This window comes from Jannaschia sp. 2305UL9-9, assembly GCF_041403465.1.
Classification (GTDB): Bacteria; Pseudomonadota; Alphaproteobacteria; order Rhodobacterales; family Rhodobacteraceae; genus Jannaschia.
Genome location: NZ_JBGEHM010000001.1, coordinates 1,422,721 through 1,441,430, shown reverse-complemented (window position 1 = coordinate 1,441,430; position 18,710 = coordinate 1,422,721). Strand labels below are relative to the sequence as shown.

20 protein-coding genes are annotated in these 18,710 nt (G+C 65.5%); 10 read left to right on the top strand and 10 right to left on the bottom strand.

What is annotated here, in order from left to right:
- The first annotated feature begins 7 nt into the window (after nt 1-7).
- The gene (locus tag V6N07_RS07065) at nt 8-1,987 is read left to right on the top strand and encodes an OmpA family protein (RefSeq protein WP_371155106.1); all 1,980 of its coding nucleotides are present in this window, start codon (nt 8-10) and stop codon (nt 1,985-1,987) included.
- Entirely contained in the window at nt 1,984-2,307 is a 324-nt protein-coding gene (locus tag V6N07_RS07060; protein ID WP_371155104.1) for a hypothetical protein, read from the top strand. Before V6N07_RS07065 ends, V6N07_RS07060 begins: the two co-directional genes overlap by 4 nt.
- Nucleotides 2,308-2,428: 121 nt before the next feature.
- Here V6N07_RS07060 and V6N07_RS07055 read toward each other — a convergent pair whose 3' ends face one another.
- A complete protein-coding gene (locus V6N07_RS07055; protein ID WP_371155102.1) occupies nt 2,429-3,190 on the bottom strand; it encodes a DUF1013 domain-containing protein in 762 nt (253 codons plus the stop codon).
- Nucleotides 3,191-3,395: 205 nt separating this feature from the next.
- Here V6N07_RS07055 and V6N07_RS07050 point away from each other — a divergent pair, with 205 nt between their 5' ends.
- Nucleotides 3,396-4,028, top strand: coding sequence for a ribonuclease T (locus V6N07_RS07050; protein ID WP_371155100.1), 633 nt, complete (start codon nt 3,396-3,398; stop codon nt 4,026-4,028).
- Here the strand turns inward: V6N07_RS07050 and V6N07_RS07045 are convergent.
- The 5 genes from V6N07_RS07045 to V6N07_RS07025 form a co-directional block, all read right to left on the bottom strand.
- On the bottom strand, nt 3,979-5,355 hold the full coding sequence (locus V6N07_RS07045) for a GGDEF domain-containing phosphodiesterase (RefSeq protein ID WP_371155098.1): 1,377 nt from the start codon (nt 5,353-5,355) through the stop codon (nt 3,979-3,981). The two genes, V6N07_RS07050 and V6N07_RS07045, sit on opposite strands and share 50 nt — an antisense overlap.
- A 134-nt stretch (nt 5,356-5,489) precedes the next feature.
- Entirely contained in the window at nt 5,490-6,086 is a 597-nt protein-coding gene (gene recR / locus V6N07_RS07040) for a recombination mediator RecR (protein ID WP_371155096.1), read from the bottom strand.
- 22 nt (nt 6,087-6,108) lie between these two features.
- Nucleotides 6,109-6,453 carry a YbaB/EbfC family nucleoid-associated protein gene (locus tag V6N07_RS07035; protein ID WP_371155094.1) on the bottom strand — a complete coding sequence of 115 codons (345 nt, stop codon included), beginning with the start codon at nt 6,451-6,453 and terminating at the stop codon, nt 6,109-6,111.
- A 226-nt stretch (nt 6,454-6,679) separates the two neighbouring features.
- Complete coding sequence (dps, locus tag V6N07_RS07030) at nt 6,680-7,159, bottom strand: DNA starvation/stationary phase protection protein Dps (protein WP_371155092.1); 480 nt, start codon at nt 7,157-7,159, stop codon at nt 6,680-6,682.
- Between the two features lie 133 nt (nt 7,160-7,292).
- Complete coding sequence (locus V6N07_RS07025; RefSeq protein WP_371155091.1) at nt 7,293-9,032, bottom strand: DNA polymerase III subunit gamma/tau; 1,740 nt, start codon at nt 9,030-9,032, stop codon at nt 7,293-7,295.
- A 135-nt stretch (nt 9,033-9,167) separates the two neighbouring features.
- On the opposite strand from V6N07_RS07025, the gene V6N07_RS07020 reads away from it, so the two are divergent.
- Together V6N07_RS07020 and V6N07_RS07015 are read left to right on the top strand one after the other, a co-directional pair.
- Nucleotides 9,168-9,983 (top strand): bifunctional allantoicase/(S)-ureidoglycine aminohydrolase, encoded by an 816-nt coding sequence (locus V6N07_RS07020; RefSeq protein WP_371155089.1) that lies wholly within the window; start codon nt 9,168-9,170, stop codon nt 9,981-9,983.
- Nucleotides 9,983-11,146, top strand: a complete 1,164-nt coding sequence (locus V6N07_RS07015; protein WP_371155402.1) for a DSD1 family PLP-dependent enzyme — start codon at nt 9,983-9,985, stop codon at nt 11,144-11,146. Before V6N07_RS07020 ends, V6N07_RS07015 begins: the two co-directional genes overlap by 1 nt.
- 5 nt (nt 11,147-11,151) lie before the next feature.
- Here the strand turns inward: V6N07_RS07015 and V6N07_RS07010 are convergent, their stop codons facing one another.
- On the bottom strand, nt 11,152-11,640 hold the full coding sequence (locus tag V6N07_RS07010) for an ureidoglycolate lyase (RefSeq protein WP_371155088.1): 489 nt from the start codon (nt 11,638-11,640) through the stop codon (nt 11,152-11,154).
- A gap of 151 nt (nt 11,641-11,791) precedes the next feature.
- On the opposite strand from V6N07_RS07010, the gene uraH reads away from it, so the two are divergent.
- Together uraH and V6N07_RS07000 are read left to right on the top strand one after the other, a co-directional pair.
- Nucleotides 11,792-12,142 carry a hydroxyisourate hydrolase gene (uraH, locus tag V6N07_RS07005; RefSeq protein WP_371155086.1) on the top strand — a complete coding sequence of 117 codons (351 nt, stop codon included), beginning with the start codon at nt 11,792-11,794 and terminating at the stop codon, nt 12,140-12,142.
- Nucleotides 12,143-12,281: 139 nt separating this feature from the next.
- Nucleotides 12,282-13,535 (top strand): urate hydroxylase PuuD, encoded by a 1,254-nt coding sequence (locus V6N07_RS07000; RefSeq protein WP_371155084.1) that lies wholly within the window; start codon nt 12,282-12,284, stop codon nt 13,533-13,535.
- A gap of 129 nt (nt 13,536-13,664) precedes the next feature.
- Here V6N07_RS07000 and V6N07_RS06995 read toward each other — a convergent pair whose 3' ends face one another.
- Nucleotides 13,665-14,693, bottom strand: coding sequence for a LacI family DNA-binding transcriptional regulator (locus V6N07_RS06995; protein WP_371155082.1), 1,029 nt, complete (start codon nt 14,691-14,693; stop codon nt 13,665-13,667).
- 83 nt (nt 14,694-14,776) lie between these two features.
- On the opposite strand from V6N07_RS06995, the gene hisD reads away from it, so the two are divergent.
- The 3 genes from hisD to comE are packed head-to-tail and all read left to right on the top strand — an operon-like array spanning nt 14,777 to nt 17,191.
- Nucleotides 14,777-16,084, top strand: a complete 1,308-nt coding sequence (gene hisD, locus V6N07_RS06990) for a histidinol dehydrogenase (protein ID WP_371155400.1) — start codon at nt 14,777-14,779, stop codon at nt 16,082-16,084.
- Between the two features lie 49 nt (nt 16,085-16,133).
- Nucleotides 16,134-16,640, top strand: coding sequence for a sulfopyruvate decarboxylase subunit alpha (locus V6N07_RS06985; RefSeq protein ID WP_371155080.1), 507 nt, complete (start codon nt 16,134-16,136; stop codon nt 16,638-16,640).
- The gene (gene comE, locus V6N07_RS06980; RefSeq protein ID WP_371155078.1) at nt 16,637-17,191 is read left to right on the top strand and encodes a sulfopyruvate decarboxylase subunit beta; all 555 of its coding nucleotides are present in this window, start codon (nt 16,637-16,639) and stop codon (nt 17,189-17,191) included. The genes V6N07_RS06985 and comE overlap by 4 nt, the downstream gene beginning before the upstream one ends.
- Before the next feature lie 4 nt (nt 17,192-17,195).
- On the opposite strand, the gene V6N07_RS06975 is transcribed toward comE, so the two are convergent.
- Nucleotides 17,196-17,795, bottom strand: coding sequence for an AAA family ATPase (locus tag V6N07_RS06975; RefSeq protein ID WP_371155076.1), 600 nt, complete (start codon nt 17,793-17,795; stop codon nt 17,196-17,198).
- The gene (locus tag V6N07_RS06970; protein WP_371155074.1) at nt 17,785-18,654 is read right to left on the bottom strand and encodes an amidohydrolase; all 870 of its coding nucleotides are present in this window, start codon (nt 18,652-18,654) and stop codon (nt 17,785-17,787) included. The genes V6N07_RS06975 and V6N07_RS06970 overlap by 11 nt, the downstream gene beginning before the upstream one ends.
- Nucleotides 18,655-18,710: the final 56 nt, after the last annotated feature.

The following is an 18,710-nucleotide window of genomic DNA, read 5'->3' as shown; positions in this document are numbered from 1 at the left end:
GGTGTTCATGAGCCGCAAAAGAAAAGTCGCGACCGCATTGGCCTTTGCCAGCGCGCTGGCAGGGGGGACCGGGATCGCCTGGTTCGCTGCACAATACGTGGAAACCTCATCGCGCGCGCAGGTCGCGGACGCGATGCAGGCTGTGGGCTTCGATTGGGTCGAGGTGCAGACCGATGGCCTGCAACTGATCCTGACCGGGTTCGCCCCTGACGAACGCGCCCGCTTTCGGGCCGTCACGGAGGCAGGCCGCATCGTCGATCCCGGACGTGTCGTCGACGGCATGGATGTGATCGCACGGCAGGCCCAGACCGCGCCGAACTTCTCTCTCGAAATCCTGCGGAACGTCGACGAGGTGTCCCTGATCGGACTGGTGCCGCCACGCGCCGAGGATGGGCCATTGGCCGGTCTGGTGGCCCGGTCCGGCATGTCGGTCACCGATATGGTGGACCAGGCCGACTACGAGACACCGGACGGCTGGATCCCGGCGGTGCGTTTCGCGATCACTGGCCTCGACATGTTGCCGCGCGCAAAGATCTCGGTGCAACCGGGACATGTGCAGATCACGGCCGTCGCAGACAGTGAGACGGCAAAACGGCGCTTGGAAAGCGATCTGACGCGCGCCAAGCCCGAGGGCGTGCGCCTGTCGATGAATATCGCGGCCCCACGTCCGGTCATCACACCCTTTACCCTGCGGTTCGTGATGCCCGAGGGCGGCACCCCCCGGTTCGAGGCCTGCGCCGTCGACACCGAAGCGGCGCGCGCGCGGATCCTGCGGGCCGCCTCCGCCGCCGGGTTCGAGGGCAAGGCGGATTGCGTCATCGGGCTTGGCGTGCCTTCCGGCACATGGGGCGAGGCTGCCGAGGTCTCGATCGCGGCCCTTGCGGCGCTGGGTGGCGGGTCGGTCACCCTGTCGGATGCGGATGTGACGCTGGTCGCCGCAGAGGGCACCGCGCAGCCGGCCTTCGACCGCAGCGTCGCCGAGCTGGAGACCGCCCTGCCGGATATCTTCGGCCTCTCTGCTGTCCTGCCGGAGGTCGAGGATGCCGACGGCGCCGGGGCAAATGCAACCACGCCGGAGTTCGTCGCCACCCGGTCGCCCGAGGGACAGGTGCAATTGCGCGGTCGTCTCTTCGACGAGGCGCAGGAGGCGGCCGTGCTCAGCTATGGGCGCGCGCTGTTCGGGGTGCAGAACACCTATATCGCCACCAACGAGGATCAGTCCCTGCCGGAGGGTTGGCCCGCCCGGGTCCTTGCATCGCTGGATGCGCTCGGGCTTCTGGAAAACGGATCGATCGTCGTGAAACCCGACCTCGTGTCCGTGCGCGGGGTCACCGGGGACCCGCGCGCGGAGGCGAATGTCTCGCGCATCCTGTCCTCGAAGCTGGGCGCAGAGGCCGATTTCCGTATCGAGATCGAGTATCTGGAGGAGCTTGATCCGCTTCTCAACATCCCCACGCCCGAGGAATGCGAAGTCGAGTTGAACGAAATCCTCGTGGAGCAGAAGCTGACGTTCGCGCCGGGCGCAGCCGTGATCGAGGCGGCGGGCGATGGCACGTTGGGCCGCCTAACGGCCAAGCTGGAAGACTGCGATCGGTCGGTATTCGAAATCGGTGGCCACACGGACAGCCAGGGTCGCGAGGAGATGAACCTGTCGTTGTCGCAATCGCGCGCCGACGCCGTGCGCGCCGCCTTGATCGAGCGTGGCACGTCCCCGTCGCAGCTGCTGTCCCGCGGCTATGGCGAAGCGGAACCCGTTGCCGATAACGGAACCGAGGACGGCCGCGAGGCGAACCGCCGCATCACCTTCACCCTCGTTGGCCGCAACGGGGCAGAGGACGAGGCGCCGGACGAGGACGTGCCGGCCCCCGAAGAGGCACCCGCTTCGGACAGCGCGCCCGAGGAAGGCGACGCCGCCATATCGGACGCGACGCCTGACGATGCGGCCGCGACGGATGACAGTACCGATACCCAAGAGGACGCGGAATGAACCGGATCGAATTTGTCGTGGCGATTGCCGTCATTCTCTTCCTTGCCTTCGCGCTGGGGTGGTTCGCATCCTGGCTGGTCAATCGGTTCAGCCGCGTGACCCATTCCGATATGGCCGAGCTGGAGGACATGGCGAAATCCCTCCACGACGCGGAGGAGCAGCGGGACGAGGCGATCACCTATCTGCAATACCGCGAGCAGGAGCTGTCCACGCAGTTGCAGCAGACGGACGCCGAATTGCAGGCCGCGATGGATGGCCTGCGCGAAGCACGCCAGGAAGCCGCGGAATTGCGCGGCTACATCGAATCCCTGAACGCCTGAGAGCCTGACCGGCGGACGGCGCGCTGCGCAGCCGGATCGGTCGATCGTTCTACAAGAAAAGGGCCGTCACGCATGACGGCCCTTCTTGCTGTTCAAATGGAATGCGCGCTGGCGGCTGCACTCACCTGTCGTCGTCGTCCTCGTCATCCGTATCGGGCAGGTTGAAGAAGCTGTCGGCATCGCGCACGTCGCGGGTATCCGGCTTTTCGTCTTCGTCCTCGGTGTTGCCCGACAGGCTGAAGGTCTCCAACCCCGAAATGGAGGTCGGGATGGGCGGCTCGGACGTATCGGCATTCAGGCTCTGTTCGGTCGAGACGAGCTTGCGGCGCTCCTCATCGGTCATGACCACACCTTCGGCGGCCTTCTTCGCGGCGGCCTTCTGAACGGCGGCGTCCAGTTCCGACTGCTTGCAAAGCCCCAGGGCGACGGGATCGATCGGCTGAATGTTCTGGATGTTCCAGTGCGTCCGCTCCCGGATGTTCTGGATCGTCGGTTTGGTCGTGCCGATCAGCTTCGCGATCTGCGCGTCCGTCAGCTCCGGGTGGAACTTGACCAGCCACAGGATCGAAGCGGGGCGATCCTGACGCTTGGACAGGGGGGTATAGCGCGGGCCACGGCGCTTTTCCTCGCCTTCGGCGGCGGCGTTGAACTTCAGCTTCAGCTTGCGAACCGGGTTCTTCTCGCAGGCCTCGATTTCCTCGGCGGTCAGCTGGTTGTTGGTGATCGGATCGAACCCTTTGACACCGGCGGCGACATCGCCGTCTGCGATGCCCTGAACCTCGAGTTCATGCAATTCGCAGAAGTCGCCAATCTGCTTGAAGGACAGGGTCGTGTTGTCCACCAGCCAGACGGCAGTGGCTTTGGCCATGATCGGTTTGTTCATCTCAAATCTCCTTGGCAGACATGGCTGTGGCGTCGCCCGGATCAGGGGCTGCGGCCGGAGCCGTCTGGTTCACGCTGTTTGGGAACTTGGACAGGTCTATAGTCATCCTGACACCTCAGGGGAAGTCAAAAACGGCGGGCGGTGCGGGGTGGACCGGTGGAACAGACCGGATATACCCGAAACGGTCTGCTACCGGAGCCTGTCGATGAAACGCCTGTTCGCTGCCCTTCTTCTGCTTGCCACGCCTTGTTTTGCGGATGGCGAGGCCGCGGGCGAATTCGACTATTATGTCCTGTCCCTGAGTTGGTCACCGACATGGTGCGCGTTGGAAGGCGATGACCGGCAATCGCCGCAATGCGACGAGGGCAGGGAACTCGGCTTCGTTCTGCACGGGCTCTGGCCGCAGTATGAACGTGGTTGGCCAAGCTATTGTCAGTCGTCCCGCCGCGAGGCGACGCGCGGGGAAACCCGTGCCATGGCCGATATCATGGGGACATCCGGGTCCGCATGGCATCAGTGGAAGAAGCATGGCCGATGCTCGGGGCTTGCTGCGGATGACTACTTCGATCTGGCGCGTCTGGCCTATGATCAGGTCACCCGACCGGCGGTGCTGCGGGATCTGGGGCGCGAGGTCACGTTGCCGGCCGCCGTGGTCGAGGAGGCGTTCCTTGAAGTGAACGAGGGGCTGGACGCCGACGGGATCACCGTGACCTGCCGGGCCGGGCGCGTCCAGGAGGTGCGGATCTGCCTGACACGGGCGTTGGAGCCGCGCCGCTGCGGCGCCGACGTCATCCGCGACTGCACCCTGGGCGATGCGCTTCTGTCCCCTGTCCGCTAAGGCCCGGAAGCGGTCGGTGTAACGCGTCTTGTAAGCGGGGTGACCACTCGTCGACCGGACCCGGGCGTCCGTAGAAGAACCCCTGCGCATAGCGCACGCCAAGATCGGAAATCGCCTGGGCCTGTTCGGCCGTCTCCACGCCTTCGCTGATGATCTCCATGCCGAGGTCGGCAGCCAGACGCGCGATGTTGCGAAGGATCGTATCCTCTCGGGAGCCGTGGCTCAGCCCCTGGATGAAGGCGCGGTCGACCTTCAGGAAGTCGACCGGCATCTGACGCAACCGGTCGAGGTTCGACAGGCCGGTGCCAAAATCATCAAGGGCAACCCGAACCCCTTTCGCCCGCAAACGTGCGACCAGATCTGCCGCACGCTCCGGTTGCGCGATGATCGCCGTTTCGACGATTTCGGTCACGATGCGTTCGGGGGGCAGGCGCCGCAGGACTTCCCATAGCCAGGCGCAATCGGAATGCCCCGCCCCGTCAAGGACGGTGGCCGTGATGTTGATCGTGAAGAACATGTCCTCGGACAATGCGAGGATGGGGGTGGCCGCGGCTTCCACCAGATCGGCCAGAACCCGTCCGTCCAGATCCGTCATGCGTTCCAGCCGGTCGATGAAGGACGCCGGTCCCACCACCTTTCCGTCCGGCAGGTTCCACCGCAACAAAGCCTCGACCCCGGCCGTTTTGCCGGTCGTCAGATCGATGATGGGTTGGACGTAGAAGGACAGGGCGCCCGTGAGGATCGCCTCCCTGACTTCGGCCGCCGACGGTCCTGCGGGCGCCGAGATCGACCCACGCACCAATTCCAGCCGGTTGCCGCCATTGGCCTTGGCCCGCGCTGCCGCCGCGTCGGCATGCAGAACCGCCCGCCCGCGCGCTTGTTCCACATCCGTGGTCACCAGCCCTGCCGATAGTGTGCGGCAGGCGATTCCGGAATTTCCGGTGACATAGGCGGTCGAGGCGGTCGCCCGCAGGCGTTCGACCGTCTCTGCCGCCTTGTCGAGATTGGCCTCCGGCAACCAGACGACGAACCGCCCGTTTTCCAGCCGTTCCAGATCCAGTGTCCCGGGCAGGGCGCGCCGCAGGGCATCTTCGATCCGGTCGAGCAGGCGGTCGCCGGTGTCGAACCCATCGGCGGAGTTCAGTCCCGCAAGGTCATCGATGTTCAGAACGGCAACCGAACCGGGTTTCGACTCATCGAGGGGGGGCAGGTCGGCAACGCGCGACACAGGGGTGACCTGACGATCCGATTTCAGGAACAGCCTCGTCAGGAATGCACCCGCCACCCCCGAGCCGATCATCAAGCCGATCACGACCACAGTTTGCATTCCGGTGTCTCCTTGCACCGGTTCCCCCGATTCTGGGTCCGGTATCTTTGTGCAACCTTGCACCTATCTCAAAAATGCAAACGTTTTAATATATAAAATATGACTATACGTGCCGTTTCGTGACCCGGCACAGATCAATACGGTTTTCGCGATGCGAGAGCCGCACGCAAAGTCCCGTCGTCCATGTAATCCAATTCGCCGCCGACGGGCATGCCTTGTGCCAGTCCGCTGATTTCGACGCCCAGCGGTTCCAACTCCTGCGCCACATAATGCGCTGTGGTCTGCCCGTCCACCGTCGCGTTCAAGGCAAGGATGACCTCGCTTATGCCTTCGACCGATATGCGATCGCGCAGCTTCGGAATGCGCAGGTCATCGGGGCCGATGTCGTCCAGCGGCGACAATGTGCCGCCCAGCACGTGATACCGGCCGCCAAAGACCTGCGCCCGTTCCATCGCCCAGAGATCGGCCACGTCTTCGACGACGCAGATCTGCCCGTTTGCGCGTTTTTCCGATGCGCAGATCTGGCAGATGTCGTCGGTGGTCAGGTTTCCGCAGTTCAGGCAGGGCTGCACCGATCGGGCGACCCTGTCCATCAATTGCGCAAGTGGGAGCAGGTGGCTGTCACGCCGCTTGATCAATTGCAGCACGGCACGCCGGGCCGATCGCGGCCCAAGCCCCGGCAACCGCGCCATCAGCGCGATCAGGTCCTCGATGTCGCGCTGACCGTCCATGCCTGCCCCCAAGCCCCGCCGTTCAGAACGGCAGTTTCATACCGGCCGGCAGGCCCATGCTTTCGGCCATCCTGGTCATTTCTTCGCGCGACCGTTCGCTGGCGCGGGTTTGCGCGTCCTTGATCGCGGCGAGGATCAGATCCTCGACCATCTCCTTCTCGTCCGGCTGGAAGATCGATGGATCGATGTCCAGTGCAACGAGGTCACCCTTGGCGGTTGCGGTTGCCTTCACGAGGCCCGCGCCGGATTCCCCGGTCACTTGGATGTTGGCAAGACCATCCTGCATCTCGCCCATCTTGGCCTGCATCTCCTGGGCCTTCTTCATCATGCCGGCCATATCGCCGAGCCCACCCAAACCCTTAAGCATCTGCTTGATCCTTTCATGCCGCTTTGCATCAACGACCTAAGGCCGTGTCGGGTCGCAGACAAGGCGCGGCGGGGTCGCGCCGCAGGCAAGTTCGACCCGGGCCCCATCCGAAGTGGGGGCAACGTCGGACCTTTGCGGGTGTCATCCCGGTGCGCGGCCGGGATGCTGGATATGAAAAAGGACGCCCCATCGGGGCGCCCTTTCATCCTGCGGATGCGTTCGTGGCTCAGATGGCTGCGTTTGCGCCGATGAACCACGTGTCCTTCTCGACGGCCCGGCTGACTTCGGTCAGCAGGTCGGCGGTATCCTCGTCGCCGGCCTCATCGGCTGCGTCCATGCCTTCGCGGATGGATTTGCCGAACGCCTCGAAGCGGGACACCAGTTCGGAGATATGCTCCTCGATGTCGGTCAGTTCGACGGGATATGCGGGCAGCGGCGACTTGTCGGCTACGACCTGTGTCGTCCCGCGGGCGAAGCCGCCCATCATGGCCACACGTTCCGCCATCATGTCCACACCATCGCCGAGACGGGCGGATACATCGTCAAGCAGTTCGTGCACGCCGATGAACCCACGGCCGCGCAGGTTCCAATGTGCCTGCTTCACGGCAAGCCGCAGGTCGATACCCATTGCGAGGTTGGCATTCAGCACCTCGCACATCTGTTCCTGCGTCTGTTGGTCGAGTCCGGTTACAAAGCTCTTGGGCATGGATGCCTCCATCGGTTGTGCGTTTCGCATTTCCAACGGTCCGAGCGCGGATTCGGTTTCATTGACGGCACAAATTTTCGGCAGGGCGGGGTCATGCCCCCTGCTTCGCATTCGCGAAACTGCGAGGATCGCGTCAATCCTCGTCGAAGGGATCCCACTCGTCCTCGACCTCCTCCAACGCGCTTTCTGCCGCCTCGGCGGCGATATCGGCCCGGGTCCGGACCTCCAGCAGTTGCGCGCCGGGAAAGGCCTGCAGCACGGCCTGTGTCATCGGGTGGGCAAGGGCGTCGGCCTGGGCCTTCTTGGCCTCCGCATCCTGAACCTCGCTGATCGTGGGCGCGCCGCCTTCGGCGATGGACACGACCCACCGGACACCCGTCCAGCCTTGCAGCCGTCCGGCAAGCCGGGGCGCCAGATCCGTCGCGGCACCATCGGCTGGTTCGAACTCGATCCGGCCGGGCGCATAGCGGACGAGGCGTAGGCCGGTCTCGACCTCCACCAACAGCTTCACGTCGCGATTGGCACGGATCAGGTCGACGACCTGCGGGAATGTCTGAAACCGCGCCAGCGCGGGATCGGTTTCCGTGGCAAGCGCCGTCGCGGCACCCGAGCGGGAAATGGCGCCGCGGCCGCCCCCACCGCCACCGGCGGGCGGCGCGGGGCGCGGGGCAGGGGCCTGTCCCGTCGGGGCGGGGCTGTCGCGCAGCTTGCGCACCAGTTCCTCGGGCGAGGGCAGGTCGGCGACATGCGTCAGCCGGATGATCGCCATCTCGGCGGCCATCATGGCGTTGGGGGCCATCGCGACCTCTTCCAGTGCCTTCAGAAGCATCTGCCACATCCGCGTCAGGCTGCGCATGGGCAGACCGGCGGCAAAGGCCTGACCGCGCGCACGCTCGTCCGGGCTGACCGTCGGGTCCTCGGCGGCGTCGGGGGTGATCTGGATCACGCTGATCCAATGCGTCACCTCGGCAAGATCACGCAGCACGGCCATCGGATCGGCCCCGTCGGAATACTGTGCGCCCAGCTCCATCAGGGCGGCGGCCGCCTCGCCCTTCATGATCATGTCGAACAGGTCCATCACGCGGCCCCGGTCGGCAAGGCCCAGCATGGCGCGCACCTGATCGGCGGTGGTCTCACCGGCGCCATGGCTGATCGCCTGGTCCAGCAGGGACATCGCATCGCGGACCGACCCTTCTGCGGCGCGGGCAATCAGGCCCAGCGCGTCGGTCGTGATCTCCGCGCCTTCCTGCGTGGCGACGCCGGCGAGGTGTTCGACCATGACCTCCGGTTCGATCCTGCGCAGGTCGAAACGCTGACACCGCGACAGAACCGTAACCGGCACCTTGCGTATCTCGGTGGTGGCGAAGATGAACTTCACATGGGCCGGGGGCTCTTCCAACGTCTTGAGAAGGGCGTTGAAGGCCGACGTCGACAGCATGTGAACTTCGTCGATGATATAGATCTTATAGCGGGCCGACGCGGCGCGATAATGCACCGAATCGATGATCTCCCGCATGTCGCCCACCCCGGTGTTGGAGGCGGCGTCCATCTCGAGCACATCGACGTGGCGTCCGGCGGCGATGGCCCGGCAGGGTTCGCATTGGCCGCAGGGGTCGGTGGTCGGGCCGCCGGTGCCATCCGGCCCGATGCAGTTCAGGCCTTTGGCCACGATCCGCGCCGTCGTTGTCTTTCCCGTGCCCCGAATGCCGGTCAGGATGAAGGCCTGGGCAATGCGATCGGCGGCAAAGGCGTTGCGCAGGGTGCGCACCATTGCATCCTGTCCGATCAGGTCGGCAAAGGTCGCGGGGCGGTACTTGCGGGCCAGAACCTGATAGGCGGTGCCCTCGGGGGTGGGGTGGTCGGTGTCCTGCATGGGTCTCCCTCTCGGCCCTGACGGGTGTAGGCCCGCCAAGGCCAAGCGTCCAGCACAACGGCCCTCGCACCGCGCGAAGGCTTGGGGCAATATCGGGCGAAGCGGCCAGTCCCTTGGCCACACTCCGGAGAGACGATGACACATCCCTATCACGCCCCGACAGGGGGGCATCCGCCACAGACGCAGCTTCTGACCGACCGCGCGGTCTTCAAAACCGCCTACGCCGTGATCCCCAAGGGGGTGATGCGCGATATCGTGACCAGTTTCCTGCCCCATTGGTCCGAGACCCGGCTCTGGGTTCTGGCGCGTCCCCTCAGCGGCTTTGCCGAGACCTTCAGCCAATACATCATGGAAGTCGGGCCTGGCGGCGGGTCGGACCGGCCCGAAAGCGATCCGGGCGCGCAGGCCGCCCTGTTCGTGGTCGAGGGGACCATTTCGGTGACGCTGGATGGTGTGGTCCATGACCTGACCGCCGGCGGCTATGCGTGGTTGCCGCCCGGTGCGGATTGGTCCCTGCGCAACGGCGGCGATGCCGTCGCGCGGTTCCACTGGATCCGCAAACGGTATCAGCCGGTCGATGGCGTGCCCGTGCCGGATGCGATCTTCACCTCGGACGCCGACGTCGCGCCCAGCGTGATGCCGGACACGAACGGGGCCTGGGCGACGACCCGGTTCCACGACCCCGCCGACATGGGGCATGACATGCATGTCACCGTCGTCACCTTTCAGCCCGGCGGCGTCATTCCGTTTCTGGAAACGCATGTCATGGAGCACGGCCTCTACGTGTTGGAGGGAAAGGCCGTCTATCGCCTGAACGATGATTGGGTCGAGGTGGAGGCAGGCGATTTCATGTGGCTGCGGGCGTTCTGCCCCCAGGCGTGCTATGCCGGGGGGCCGGGGCCGTTCCGATACCTGCTCTACAAGGACGTCAATCGGCACGCGGTCCTGTGATGGGGGCAGGTGACGATCTGGCGGGGCTGGAGGTCGGATATGACATTCCGGCCCTGCCGGGGATGACCTTCGACCAGGTGCAGACGCCATGCCTGATCCTCGATCTGGATGCGTTGGAGCGGAATGTGCGCCGCATGGGCGACATCCTGCACGCCCACGGTGTCCGTCACCGAAGCCACGGCAAGATGCACAAATCCGTCGATGTTCAACGCTTGCAGCAGGATCTTGGCGGGGCCTGCGGCGTCTGCTGTCAAAAGGTGTCGGAGGCCGAAGCTTTTGCCCGTGGTGGCATCACCGACATCCTTGTCAGCAATCAGGTGACGCAGCCCGCCAAGATCGCGCGGCTGGCCGCGCTGCCGCATCTTGGGGCGCGCATCATCTGTTGCGTGGACGATGCGGGGAATATCGCGGCCTTGTCGGCGGCGGCCGTCGCGGCGGGCACGACCATCGAATGCCTTGTGGAGGTCGAATGCGGCGCGCGGCGTTGTGGTGTCGTATCCCCGGCGCAGGCCGTCGACCTTGCCCGCCTGATCGCCGAGGCGGCAGGTCTGCGGTTTGCGGGGGTGCAGGTCTATCAGGGGGCGATGCAGCATCTGCCAACCCACGAGGCCCGGCGTGAAGCCGCCGCAGCCACCGCGGGGATTGCCCGCCGGACCGTCACCGCGCTGACGCAAGCGGGCCTGTCCTGCGACATCATCGGCGGCGGCGGCACCGGCAGCTTTCCGTTCGACGTGGCCTCCGGCGTCTTCAACGAAGTGCAATGCGGTAGCTATGCCTTCATGGACGCCGATTATGGCCGCCTGACCGACAGCGCGGGCGAACGGCTGGATGCGGACAGCTGGCACAACGCGTTGTTCGTTCTGACGTCGGTGATGTCGGTCGCCCAACCGGGGCTGGCGATCGTGGATGCGGGGCACAAGGCCCATGCCGTCGACTCGGGGCTGCCTACGGTTTTCGGGCGTCCGGACCTGATCTATGCCGATTGCTCGGATGAGCATGGCAACATACGGGATCCGGACGGCACGCTGTCCCTGAACGACCTGCTGCGGCTTGTCCCCGGACATTGCGATCCGACCTGCAACCTGCACGACTGGTACGTCGGTATGCGCGGCGACCGTGTCGAGGTGCTGTGGCCCGTGACCGCGCGCGGCAAGGGGTTCTGACCGGTCTAGCCGCGGTCCACGACGTAGGGGGGATCGATCGGCACCTCCTCCAGATTTGCGCCCTCACCGATACGGTCGATCACGGCGAACAGGCCGGGCGCATGCAGGGGTGTCAGAACCCCGTGCCAGGTGCCGCGATGCAGGTTCACGGCCTGCCCCGGCGCGACGATGAACGAGACCGGCGTGCCCGGTCGCCCGCCGTCATCGGGCGCGACGGTGATCAGCCATTCGTTCTGATGCATCGGCACGAAACACTGGCTGCCCTCCGGGTGCCGTTCCAGCAGGTCCAGAACATAGGGCAGGGTGCGGGGCGTCGCGTCGAACAGGCTGATGCCCGCGCGCCCGTCCGACATGTCCAGTCGCGCGCGGTCGTGATGACGGCCACACATGCCTGCGTTGATCATCTTGTCGGGCGGGTCAGCCACGTCCAGCACGTCGCCAAAGGGGGCGAAGGCCTGTTTCGTCAGCGGCTGCGCGTGAATGGTGCGGGTCATGTCGCGGTCCCCTCCGAAGGGTCATTGCAGGGCCTTCCTGCTGCCATGGCAGCAACGGCCTGTCATCCCCAATGCCGGTCCGATGCAGGATTGCCCCTGTCCCCCGCGCGCGGCTGCGGTAGGCTGCGGCAAAACTGATCGGAGCGTTCCAATGGCCGGATACCTGACAACCCATGTCCTCGATACCGCGCGGGGCTGTCCCGCGGACGGGATTGCCATCTCTCTCTACCGGGTGTCGGGCAATTCGCACCGCAAGATCGCGGAGGCCGTGACCAATTCCGACGGTCGCACCGATGCACCCATCCTGCCCGAGGCGGAGTTCGGCACCGGGACCTATGAGCTGATCTTCCATGCGGGCGATTATCTGCGGCGACAGGGGGCCGGGGGCGATGTCCTGTTCCTCGACGAGGTGCCGATCCGGTTCGGCATGACAGAGGACGCGCATTACCACGTGCCCCTTTTGCTGTCGCCCTTCGGCTATTCGACCTATCGCGGGTCATGACGCCGGGCGGCGCGGCATCCGCGCCACGGGGAAGCCCGACGCCGGTTTTCATTCCCGACGGATCTGCCTAACCTGATCCGGTGCCCCGTCGGTCCTGTCCCGGCGGCGGCGCGGTTTCCGACTGACCGAAGGTGCCTCAATGTACGACCTCGCTATCCTGTGGGACTGGATCGCTTTTGCCGTTCGGTGGCTGCACGTCATCACCGGTATCGCATGGATCGGGGCCAGCTTCTATTTCATCGCGCTGGATCTCGGCCTGCGCAAGGCACCCGACATGCCCGCCGGTGCCTACGGCGAGGAGTGGGAAGTCCACGGCGGTGGTTTCTATCACACGACCAAGTACCTCGTGGCACCCGATCGCCTGCCCGAACATCTGACCTGGCACAAGTGGCAGGCCTATTCGACGTGGCTGTCCGGGGCGGCCCTGTTGGCGATCGTCTACTGGGCGGGGGCCGAATTGTTCCTGATCGATCCGGCAAAGGCGGATCTGGCCACATGGCAGGCCATCGCCCTGTCCGCCGCGTTCATCGGTGTTGGCTGGGTCGGCTATGATGCCTTGTGCAAATCCCCCCTGAAGTCGCAGCCGACGGCGGTGATGCTGGTCCTGTTCGCGGGAATCTGTCTGGCCAGCTGGGCCTTGAATCAGGTGTTCACGGGACGGGCCGCATTGCTGCATCTGGGGGCGATGACGGCGACGATCATGTCCGCGAACGTGTTCTTCATCATCATGCCGAACCAGCGCATCGTGATCGCCGACCTGAAAGCAGGGCGCAGGCCGGATGCCAAGTATGGACAGATCGCCAAGCTGCGCTCGACGCACAACAACTACCTGACCCTACCCGTGCTGTTCCTGATGCTGTCGAACCACTATCCGCTGGCTTTCGGGACGCAGTATGCGTGGATCATCGCGTGCCTCGTGTTCCTGACGGGGGTGACGATCCGGCATTATTTCAACACGCTGCATGCAACCGGCGAGGGGCCGGTCTGGACCTGGGGCGCGACGGCCGTCCTGTTCGTTCTGATGGCCTGGCTCTCGACGGTGTCGTCTTGGGATGGGGATTACGACGCCATCGAAGGCGCAGCCCTGCCGCCGGCAGCGCAGCGTTTTGCCGATGCCGATGGCTTCGATGCCGCGGCGGATGTCGTGCTTGGCCGCTGCTCCATGTGTCATGCGCGCGAACCGGTGTGGGACGGAATGCATTGGGCCCCCAAGGGCGTGCACCTTGAGACGGAGGGCGATGTTGCCTTGCACGCGCGCCAGATTTACCTTCAGGCGGGTGTCAGCCACGCCATGCCGCCTGCGAACATCACCGACATGACGGCGGACGAACGTGCCTTGATCCGTGACTGGGTGCGCGGTGTGGGCGGTACGTCGCTGGCGGCGCTGCGCTAGCTTTCCGCCGGATTGCACCCGCAGGGGCGATATCGACCCCGTTTCACGATCAGCGCATGGTTCGGACCAGCCGCGGGCGTAACCGCGCCGTTCCGCCTCAAGGCATCGGTTGTCTGAGGGGAATAGAGCTTAGCCCGGAACGGGGCCCAGCGAGGCGCGCAGGCACAAGTCACACGGCAGGGCCACGCTTTCGGGCCGCGCGCCGCCACGCACCATCTGCGTCAGCATGCCAGCCGCCTGCGTCCCCATTTCGGCGTGGGGAATGCGCACCGTGGCCAAGGGCGGATCCGCAATCGATGACAGTTCCATATCGTCGAAGCCCGTGACCGAGACGTCGCCCGGCACCGACAGGCCAAGGCGGCGAGCCTGTCGCATGGCGCCCAATGCGAGGAGGTCGTTGCCGCAGATCACGGCGGTCGGGGGCTGTTCGTTGCCCATCACCTGCGAAAAGGCGCGGGCACCGGTTTCGATGCCGTAGTGCGTCTCGACCACCTGCAAGGTCCCCGGGTTGAGGCCCCGATCGACCATTGCGTCGCGTATGCCCGCAACACGGTCGCGCGTCCTGTCATTGGCCTGCGTATATCCCGAAATCGTCGCCAACCGTCGGTGCCCCCGGTCGATCACGGCATGGGCCATCGCGGTCATCGCGGCGCGATTGTCGAACCCGACCGAGGCACGTGGCTGTTCCGGGGCATGCACCCAGGACACGAGGACCGGCACGCCCTGACGTTCCAGAAAGTCATAGAGCGCCGGATCGCGTTCATGACCGATCAGCATCAGCCCATCCGCCCCGCGTGCGACAAGGGTACGGATCTGCGCCGCTTCCAGATCCGGACGGAAGGAGGATGAGGCCAGCAGCAGCGTCATGCCATGATCCACCAGCGCGGATTGAAACGCCTGTAGTCCGCGCGCAAAGATCGAATTGTCCAGCGTCGGGATGATCGCACCGATCGTGTCGGTGCGTTTGGCGGCCAGCGCCCGCGCGCCGAAGTTCGGGGAATAGCCAAGCGCGGTCACGGCCTCGGTGATCTTCTGGCGGGTCGCCTTCTGCACGCGTGCGGGATCGTTGAGGCATCGGGACACGGTCGCCGTCGACACGCCCGCGCGCGCGGCAACATCCGCAAGTGTGGGCAGGCGATCGGGGGCAGGGGTATCCATGGTGGAAATGTAAGCGCTTGCATTGCGCAATGCAAGCGCTTACACGCGTATCGAACGCTTCCGACTCGATGAAAGGGACAGCAATGGCGCGCAGCTATCTCAAGAAGGCGGCCCTGACCGCACGTTCTGACGCCGCCGACGTTTCGCAGACGGTAAGAAGGATCCTCGACGATATCGAGGCAGGGGGCGACGAGGCGGCGCTGGCTTATGCGGCCAAGTTCGATGGCTACGACGGCGCCGTCGTGATGAGTGAGGCAGAGATCGAGGCCGCCTGTGCACAGGTGCCCGAAAGGCTGAAGGCCGATATCCGCTTCGCCCATGACAACGTGCGCCGCTTTGCCGAGATGCAGAAGACCACGATGCAGGACGTGGAAGTCGAGATCGTGCCCGGCCTGATCGCGGGGCAGAAGGTCATCCCCGTCGAGGCGGCGGGGTGCTACGTGCCCGGCGGACGCTACAGCCATATCGCCTCGGCGATCATGACGGTCACGACGGCATCTGTCGCGGGATGCGCGCATATCACGGCCTGTTCCCCGCCGCGCCCCGGCGTCGGCGTCGCACCCGCGATCGTCTACGCAGCCAGGATCTGCGGTGCGCACAGGATCCTCGCGATGGGCGGGGTGCAGGGGATCGCGGCGATGACCTTCGGGTTGTTTGGCCTGCCGAAGGCCAACATTCTGGTGGGCCCGGGCAACCAATTCGTGGCCGAGGCCAAGCGCATCCTGTTCGGTCGCGTGGGCATCGACATGGTCGCGGGGCCGACGGATTCCCTGATCCTTGCCGACAGCAGTGCCGACAGGGAAATCGTGGCCGCCGACCTCGTGGGACAGGCGGAGCATGGGTACAACTCGCCTGTCTGGCTGGTTACCGACAGCCGCGATCTGGCGGAAACCGTGATGGCCCGCGTGCCGGAGTTGATTGCGCAATTGCCCGATCTGAACCGCCAGAGCGCCGAGGCCGCGTGGCGCGATTACGCCGAGGTCATCCTGTGCGACGACCATGAGGACATGGCCGCCACGTCCGATGAATACGCGCCCGAACATCTGCATGTGCAGGCCGGGGATCTGGATTGGTGGCTGGACCGGCTGACCTGCTACGGGTCGCTGTTCCTGGGCGAAGAGACGACGGTGGCCTTCGGGGACAAGGCCTCGGGGACGAACCACGTCCTGCCGACCAGCCGGGCGGCGACCTATACGGGCGGGTTGTCGGTGCACAAATACATGAAGATCGTGACATGGCAGCGGGCCACCCGCGAAGGGTCGCGCGACGTGGCGCTGGCCACCGCCCGGATTTCGCGGCTGGAGGGGATGGAAGGCCACGCCCGCACCGCCGACATCCGTCTGGCCAAGTATTTCCCCGGCGAGACCTTCGACCTGAGCGCGGCCGAATGACGTCGCCCGACACCACAGTGAACCCGTCAGCCCAAGAAGGACCGAACCCTTGAACATCGACAAGAAGATATGTGACGACCTCGTCGCGAACGACATCTCGTTCGTCACGACGGTGCCGTGCAAGCAACTCGCCGGCGTGATCGAGGAGGTGGAGAGCCGCGAGGAGATCTTCCACATCCCGTCCAACAAGGAAGACGAGGGCATGGGCCTGTGCGCGGGCGCGTGGATGGGCGGCAAGCGGCCCATGATCATCATGCAGAACACCGCGTTGGGCGTGACGCTGAACACGCTGGCCACGCTGACGCAGTTCTACCGGATGCCGCTGCCGATGCTGATCTCCTACCGTGGAGAGCTGCGCGAGCCGGTCGCCTGCCAGGTCGAGATGGCGGTGCATACCAAGGCCCTGCTGGCGCAGTTCCACATCCCCACCTACCACTTCCACTGGCAGAAGGATGTCGAGGAGCTCGACAACATCCTGAAGTACACCTTCATGTGCAACAAGCCGGTCGCCATCCTGACCGACGCCAACTTCTGGGGAGGCTACGGCGACCAATGATCCGTTCCGAAATCCTGCGCGACATCGCGCCCATCCTTCGCGATCAACTGGTCGTCTGCAACATCGGCATCCCGAGCCAGGAATTGCACGCCATCGACGATCAGCCGACCAACTTCTACATGCTGGGCACCATGGGTCTGGCCTCCTCCATCGGTCTGGGTCTCGCCCTGTCGCAGCCCAAGACGGTGATCGTGATCGACGGCGACGGCTCCATCCTGACGAACATGGGAACCCTGCCGACCATCGCGAACAATGTGGCCGACAACTACATCCTGATGATCATCGACAACGGCTCCTACGGGTCCACCGGCGATCAGCCGACCTATACCGGCAAGAAGACCTCGCTGGCGGGCGTGGCCAAGGCCTGTGGCTGCGAGAACGTGATAGAATGTCAGGACGTGGACACCGGCGAGGTGCTGCAAAAGGCCATCGACAGCAAGCAGATGCACGTGATCGTCGTGAAATGCGACAGCGGCAACGCCAAGATGCCGGTCATCACGATGGACCCGGTCGTCATCCGCCATCGCTTCATGGAGGCGGTCAAGGCCTGACGCCTCACGCCCCGCCGATCACCATGTCGGCGGGGCATGATCCCTGCGCCACCAGCCGCGCATTCGGCAGGTCGTTGCCATCGATCTTGGCGGCGCGCACCTCGGGCGTCATCCCGGCCCAGCGTTCCTCCAGCCGCGCGCGCAACTCCGCCTCCGGCACTTCCAGCCGGATGGTCAGGTCCCAGGGGCCGACGTCGCGCCAGCCGGGCGCATCCAGCAGCAGCCAGTTCCCCTCGACGATGACCACGCGCGTCTCGGCCGGGATGACGCCCGCGCCCGCGATCGCGATCTCCCGGCTGCGGTCGAAGACGGGGTGAATGACTTCTGCGCCGTCGCGCAGGGCGGCGATGACACGTGCGAAGCCGCCTATATCGAACGTTTCCGGCGCGCCCTTGCGGGGCCGCAGGCCGCGCGGCGTCAGCACCCGATCATCAAGGTGAAACCCGTCCATCGGCAGGACCGCGCCGCCCGTGCGCGCGGCCAGGGTTTCCGCCAAGGTGGATTTGCCCGACGCGGGTGGCCCGGCAAGGGCGACCACGACGCGCGCACCGGGCAGGGCGTCGATCCGGGCGACGGCCTCGGTGACCTGCGCGTCAAAATCCATAGAGCCGCTCCGGCACATCGGTCAGGATCGTCTTGCGATCCGCCTCCGACGTCACGACGTCGAGAAAGGCGTTCAGCATCACGCCCGTATCGGGGTTCTGCGCCGTGCCCAGCATGATGTGCGGCCAATCGGACGCCCAGACGCAGGCCTGCGGATTTGCCCGCGCCAATGCCTCCACATGCCCCGCGACCGCGTCGAAGGGTGCGTCGCAGACCCGGTTGAGCCCGGACAGCTTCACATGCGCCGCCCCGTCGGCGACCAGCTGGCGCAGCACCTCGAAGCCCGGCTCCGCCACGCCCGCCGCCACATCGGGCCAGCCGTTGTGATCGAACACGATGGGCAGGGGCAGGGCGCGCACGTCGGGCGCCAGATCGACCATGTGCAGATGCGTGTTCATCAGCATCTGGATGTGCATCCCCCGTTCGGCCAGACGCGGGGCCATCGCCTTGGCCCCCTCCCACGTCAGGATGCCGCCGTGGATGAAGTTCAGCCGCACGCCCCGCACCCCGGCGGCATGAAGCGCGTCCAGCTGCGCATCGCTGACGTCGTCGCGGACGAGGGCGATGCCCCGCGCCCGGTCGCCCATCCGCTTGATGGCGGCAAGGGTGACGGCATTGTCCGCACCATAAAGGATGGTGTGCACGATGACGACACGGTCGAGGCCGTGCACCTCCAGATGCCGTTCCAGCCGCTGCGCCCACTCCTCCAGCGTGCCCTCGGCGGGTTCCTCGGCCCGGGTGGGCGACAGGGCGAACTCGCTGCCCAGCATGTGCACATGGGTGTCGCAGGCGCCGGGTGGCAGGATCGCCTTGGGTGGCGTGGGCGTGGCGGTCGGCGCGGCGGCTTGTGGCAGGGACATCGGGGCTCCTCCGGTGGGTTGGGCGGAACACTATCCGCGACGTGCCCACATGCAAC

Excerpts from the sequence above, each read along its gene's own strand:
- V6N07_RS07015 (WP_371155402.1), top strand. The coding sequence starts at position 9,983 with ATGGGGGCAGGTGACGATCTGGCGGGGCTGGAGGTCGGATATGACATT.
- V6N07_RS07050 (WP_371155100.1), top strand. The coding sequence starts at position 3,396 with ATGAAACGCCTGTTCGCTGCCCTTCTTCTGCTTGCCACGCCTTGTTTT.
- recR (WP_371155096.1), bottom strand. The coding sequence starts at position 6,086 with ATGGACGGTCAGCGCGACATCGAGGACCTGATCGCGCTGATGGCGCGG.
- V6N07_RS07000 (WP_371155084.1), top strand. The coding sequence starts at position 12,282 with ATGTACGACCTCGCTATCCTGTGGGACTGGATCGCTTTTGCCGTTCGG.
- uraH (WP_371155086.1), top strand. The coding sequence starts at position 11,792 with ATGGCCGGATACCTGACAACCCATGTCCTCGATACCGCGCGGGGCTGT.
- V6N07_RS07045 (WP_371155098.1), bottom strand. The coding sequence starts at position 5,355 with ATGCAAACTGTGGTCGTGATCGGCTTGATGATCGGCTCGGGGGTGGCG.
- V6N07_RS07055 (WP_371155102.1), bottom strand. The coding sequence starts at position 3,190 with ATGAACAAACCGATCATGGCCAAAGCCACTGCCGTCTGGCTGGTGGAC.
- V6N07_RS07020 (WP_371155089.1), top strand. The coding sequence starts at position 9,168 with ATGACACATCCCTATCACGCCCCGACAGGGGGGCATCCGCCACAGACG.
- V6N07_RS07035 (WP_371155094.1), bottom strand. The coding sequence starts at position 6,453 with ATGCTTAAGGGTTTGGGTGGGCTCGGCGATATGGCCGGCATGATGAAG.
- comE (WP_371155078.1), top strand. The coding sequence starts at position 16,637 with ATGATCCGTTCCGAAATCCTGCGCGACATCGCGCCCATCCTTCGCGAT.
- V6N07_RS06975 (WP_371155076.1), bottom strand. The coding sequence starts at position 17,795 with ATGGATTTTGACGCGCAGGTCACCGAGGCCGTCGCCCGGATCGACGCC.
- dps (WP_371155092.1), bottom strand. The coding sequence starts at position 7,159 with ATGCCCAAGAGCTTTGTAACCGGACTCGACCAACAGACGCAGGAACAG.
- V6N07_RS06970 (WP_371155074.1), bottom strand. The coding sequence starts at position 18,654 with ATGTCCCTGCCACAAGCCGCCGCGCCGACCGCCACGCCCACGCCACCC.
- hisD (WP_371155400.1), top strand. The coding sequence starts at position 14,777 with ATGGCGCGCAGCTATCTCAAGAAGGCGGCCCTGACCGCACGTTCTGAC.
- V6N07_RS07060 (WP_371155104.1), top strand. The coding sequence starts at position 1,984 with ATGAACCGGATCGAATTTGTCGTGGCGATTGCCGTCATTCTCTTCCTT.
- V6N07_RS06995 (WP_371155082.1), bottom strand. The coding sequence starts at position 14,693 with ATGGATACCCCTGCCCCCGATCGCCTGCCCACACTTGCGGATGTTGCC.
- V6N07_RS07025 (WP_371155091.1), bottom strand. The coding sequence starts at position 9,032 with ATGCAGGACACCGACCACCCCACCCCCGAGGGCACCGCCTATCAGGTT.
- V6N07_RS07010 (WP_371155088.1), bottom strand. The coding sequence starts at position 11,640 with ATGACCCGCACCATTCACGCGCAGCCGCTGACGAAACAGGCCTTCGCC.
- V6N07_RS07065 (WP_371155106.1), top strand. The coding sequence starts at position 8 with ATGAGCCGCAAAAGAAAAGTCGCGACCGCATTGGCCTTTGCCAGCGCG.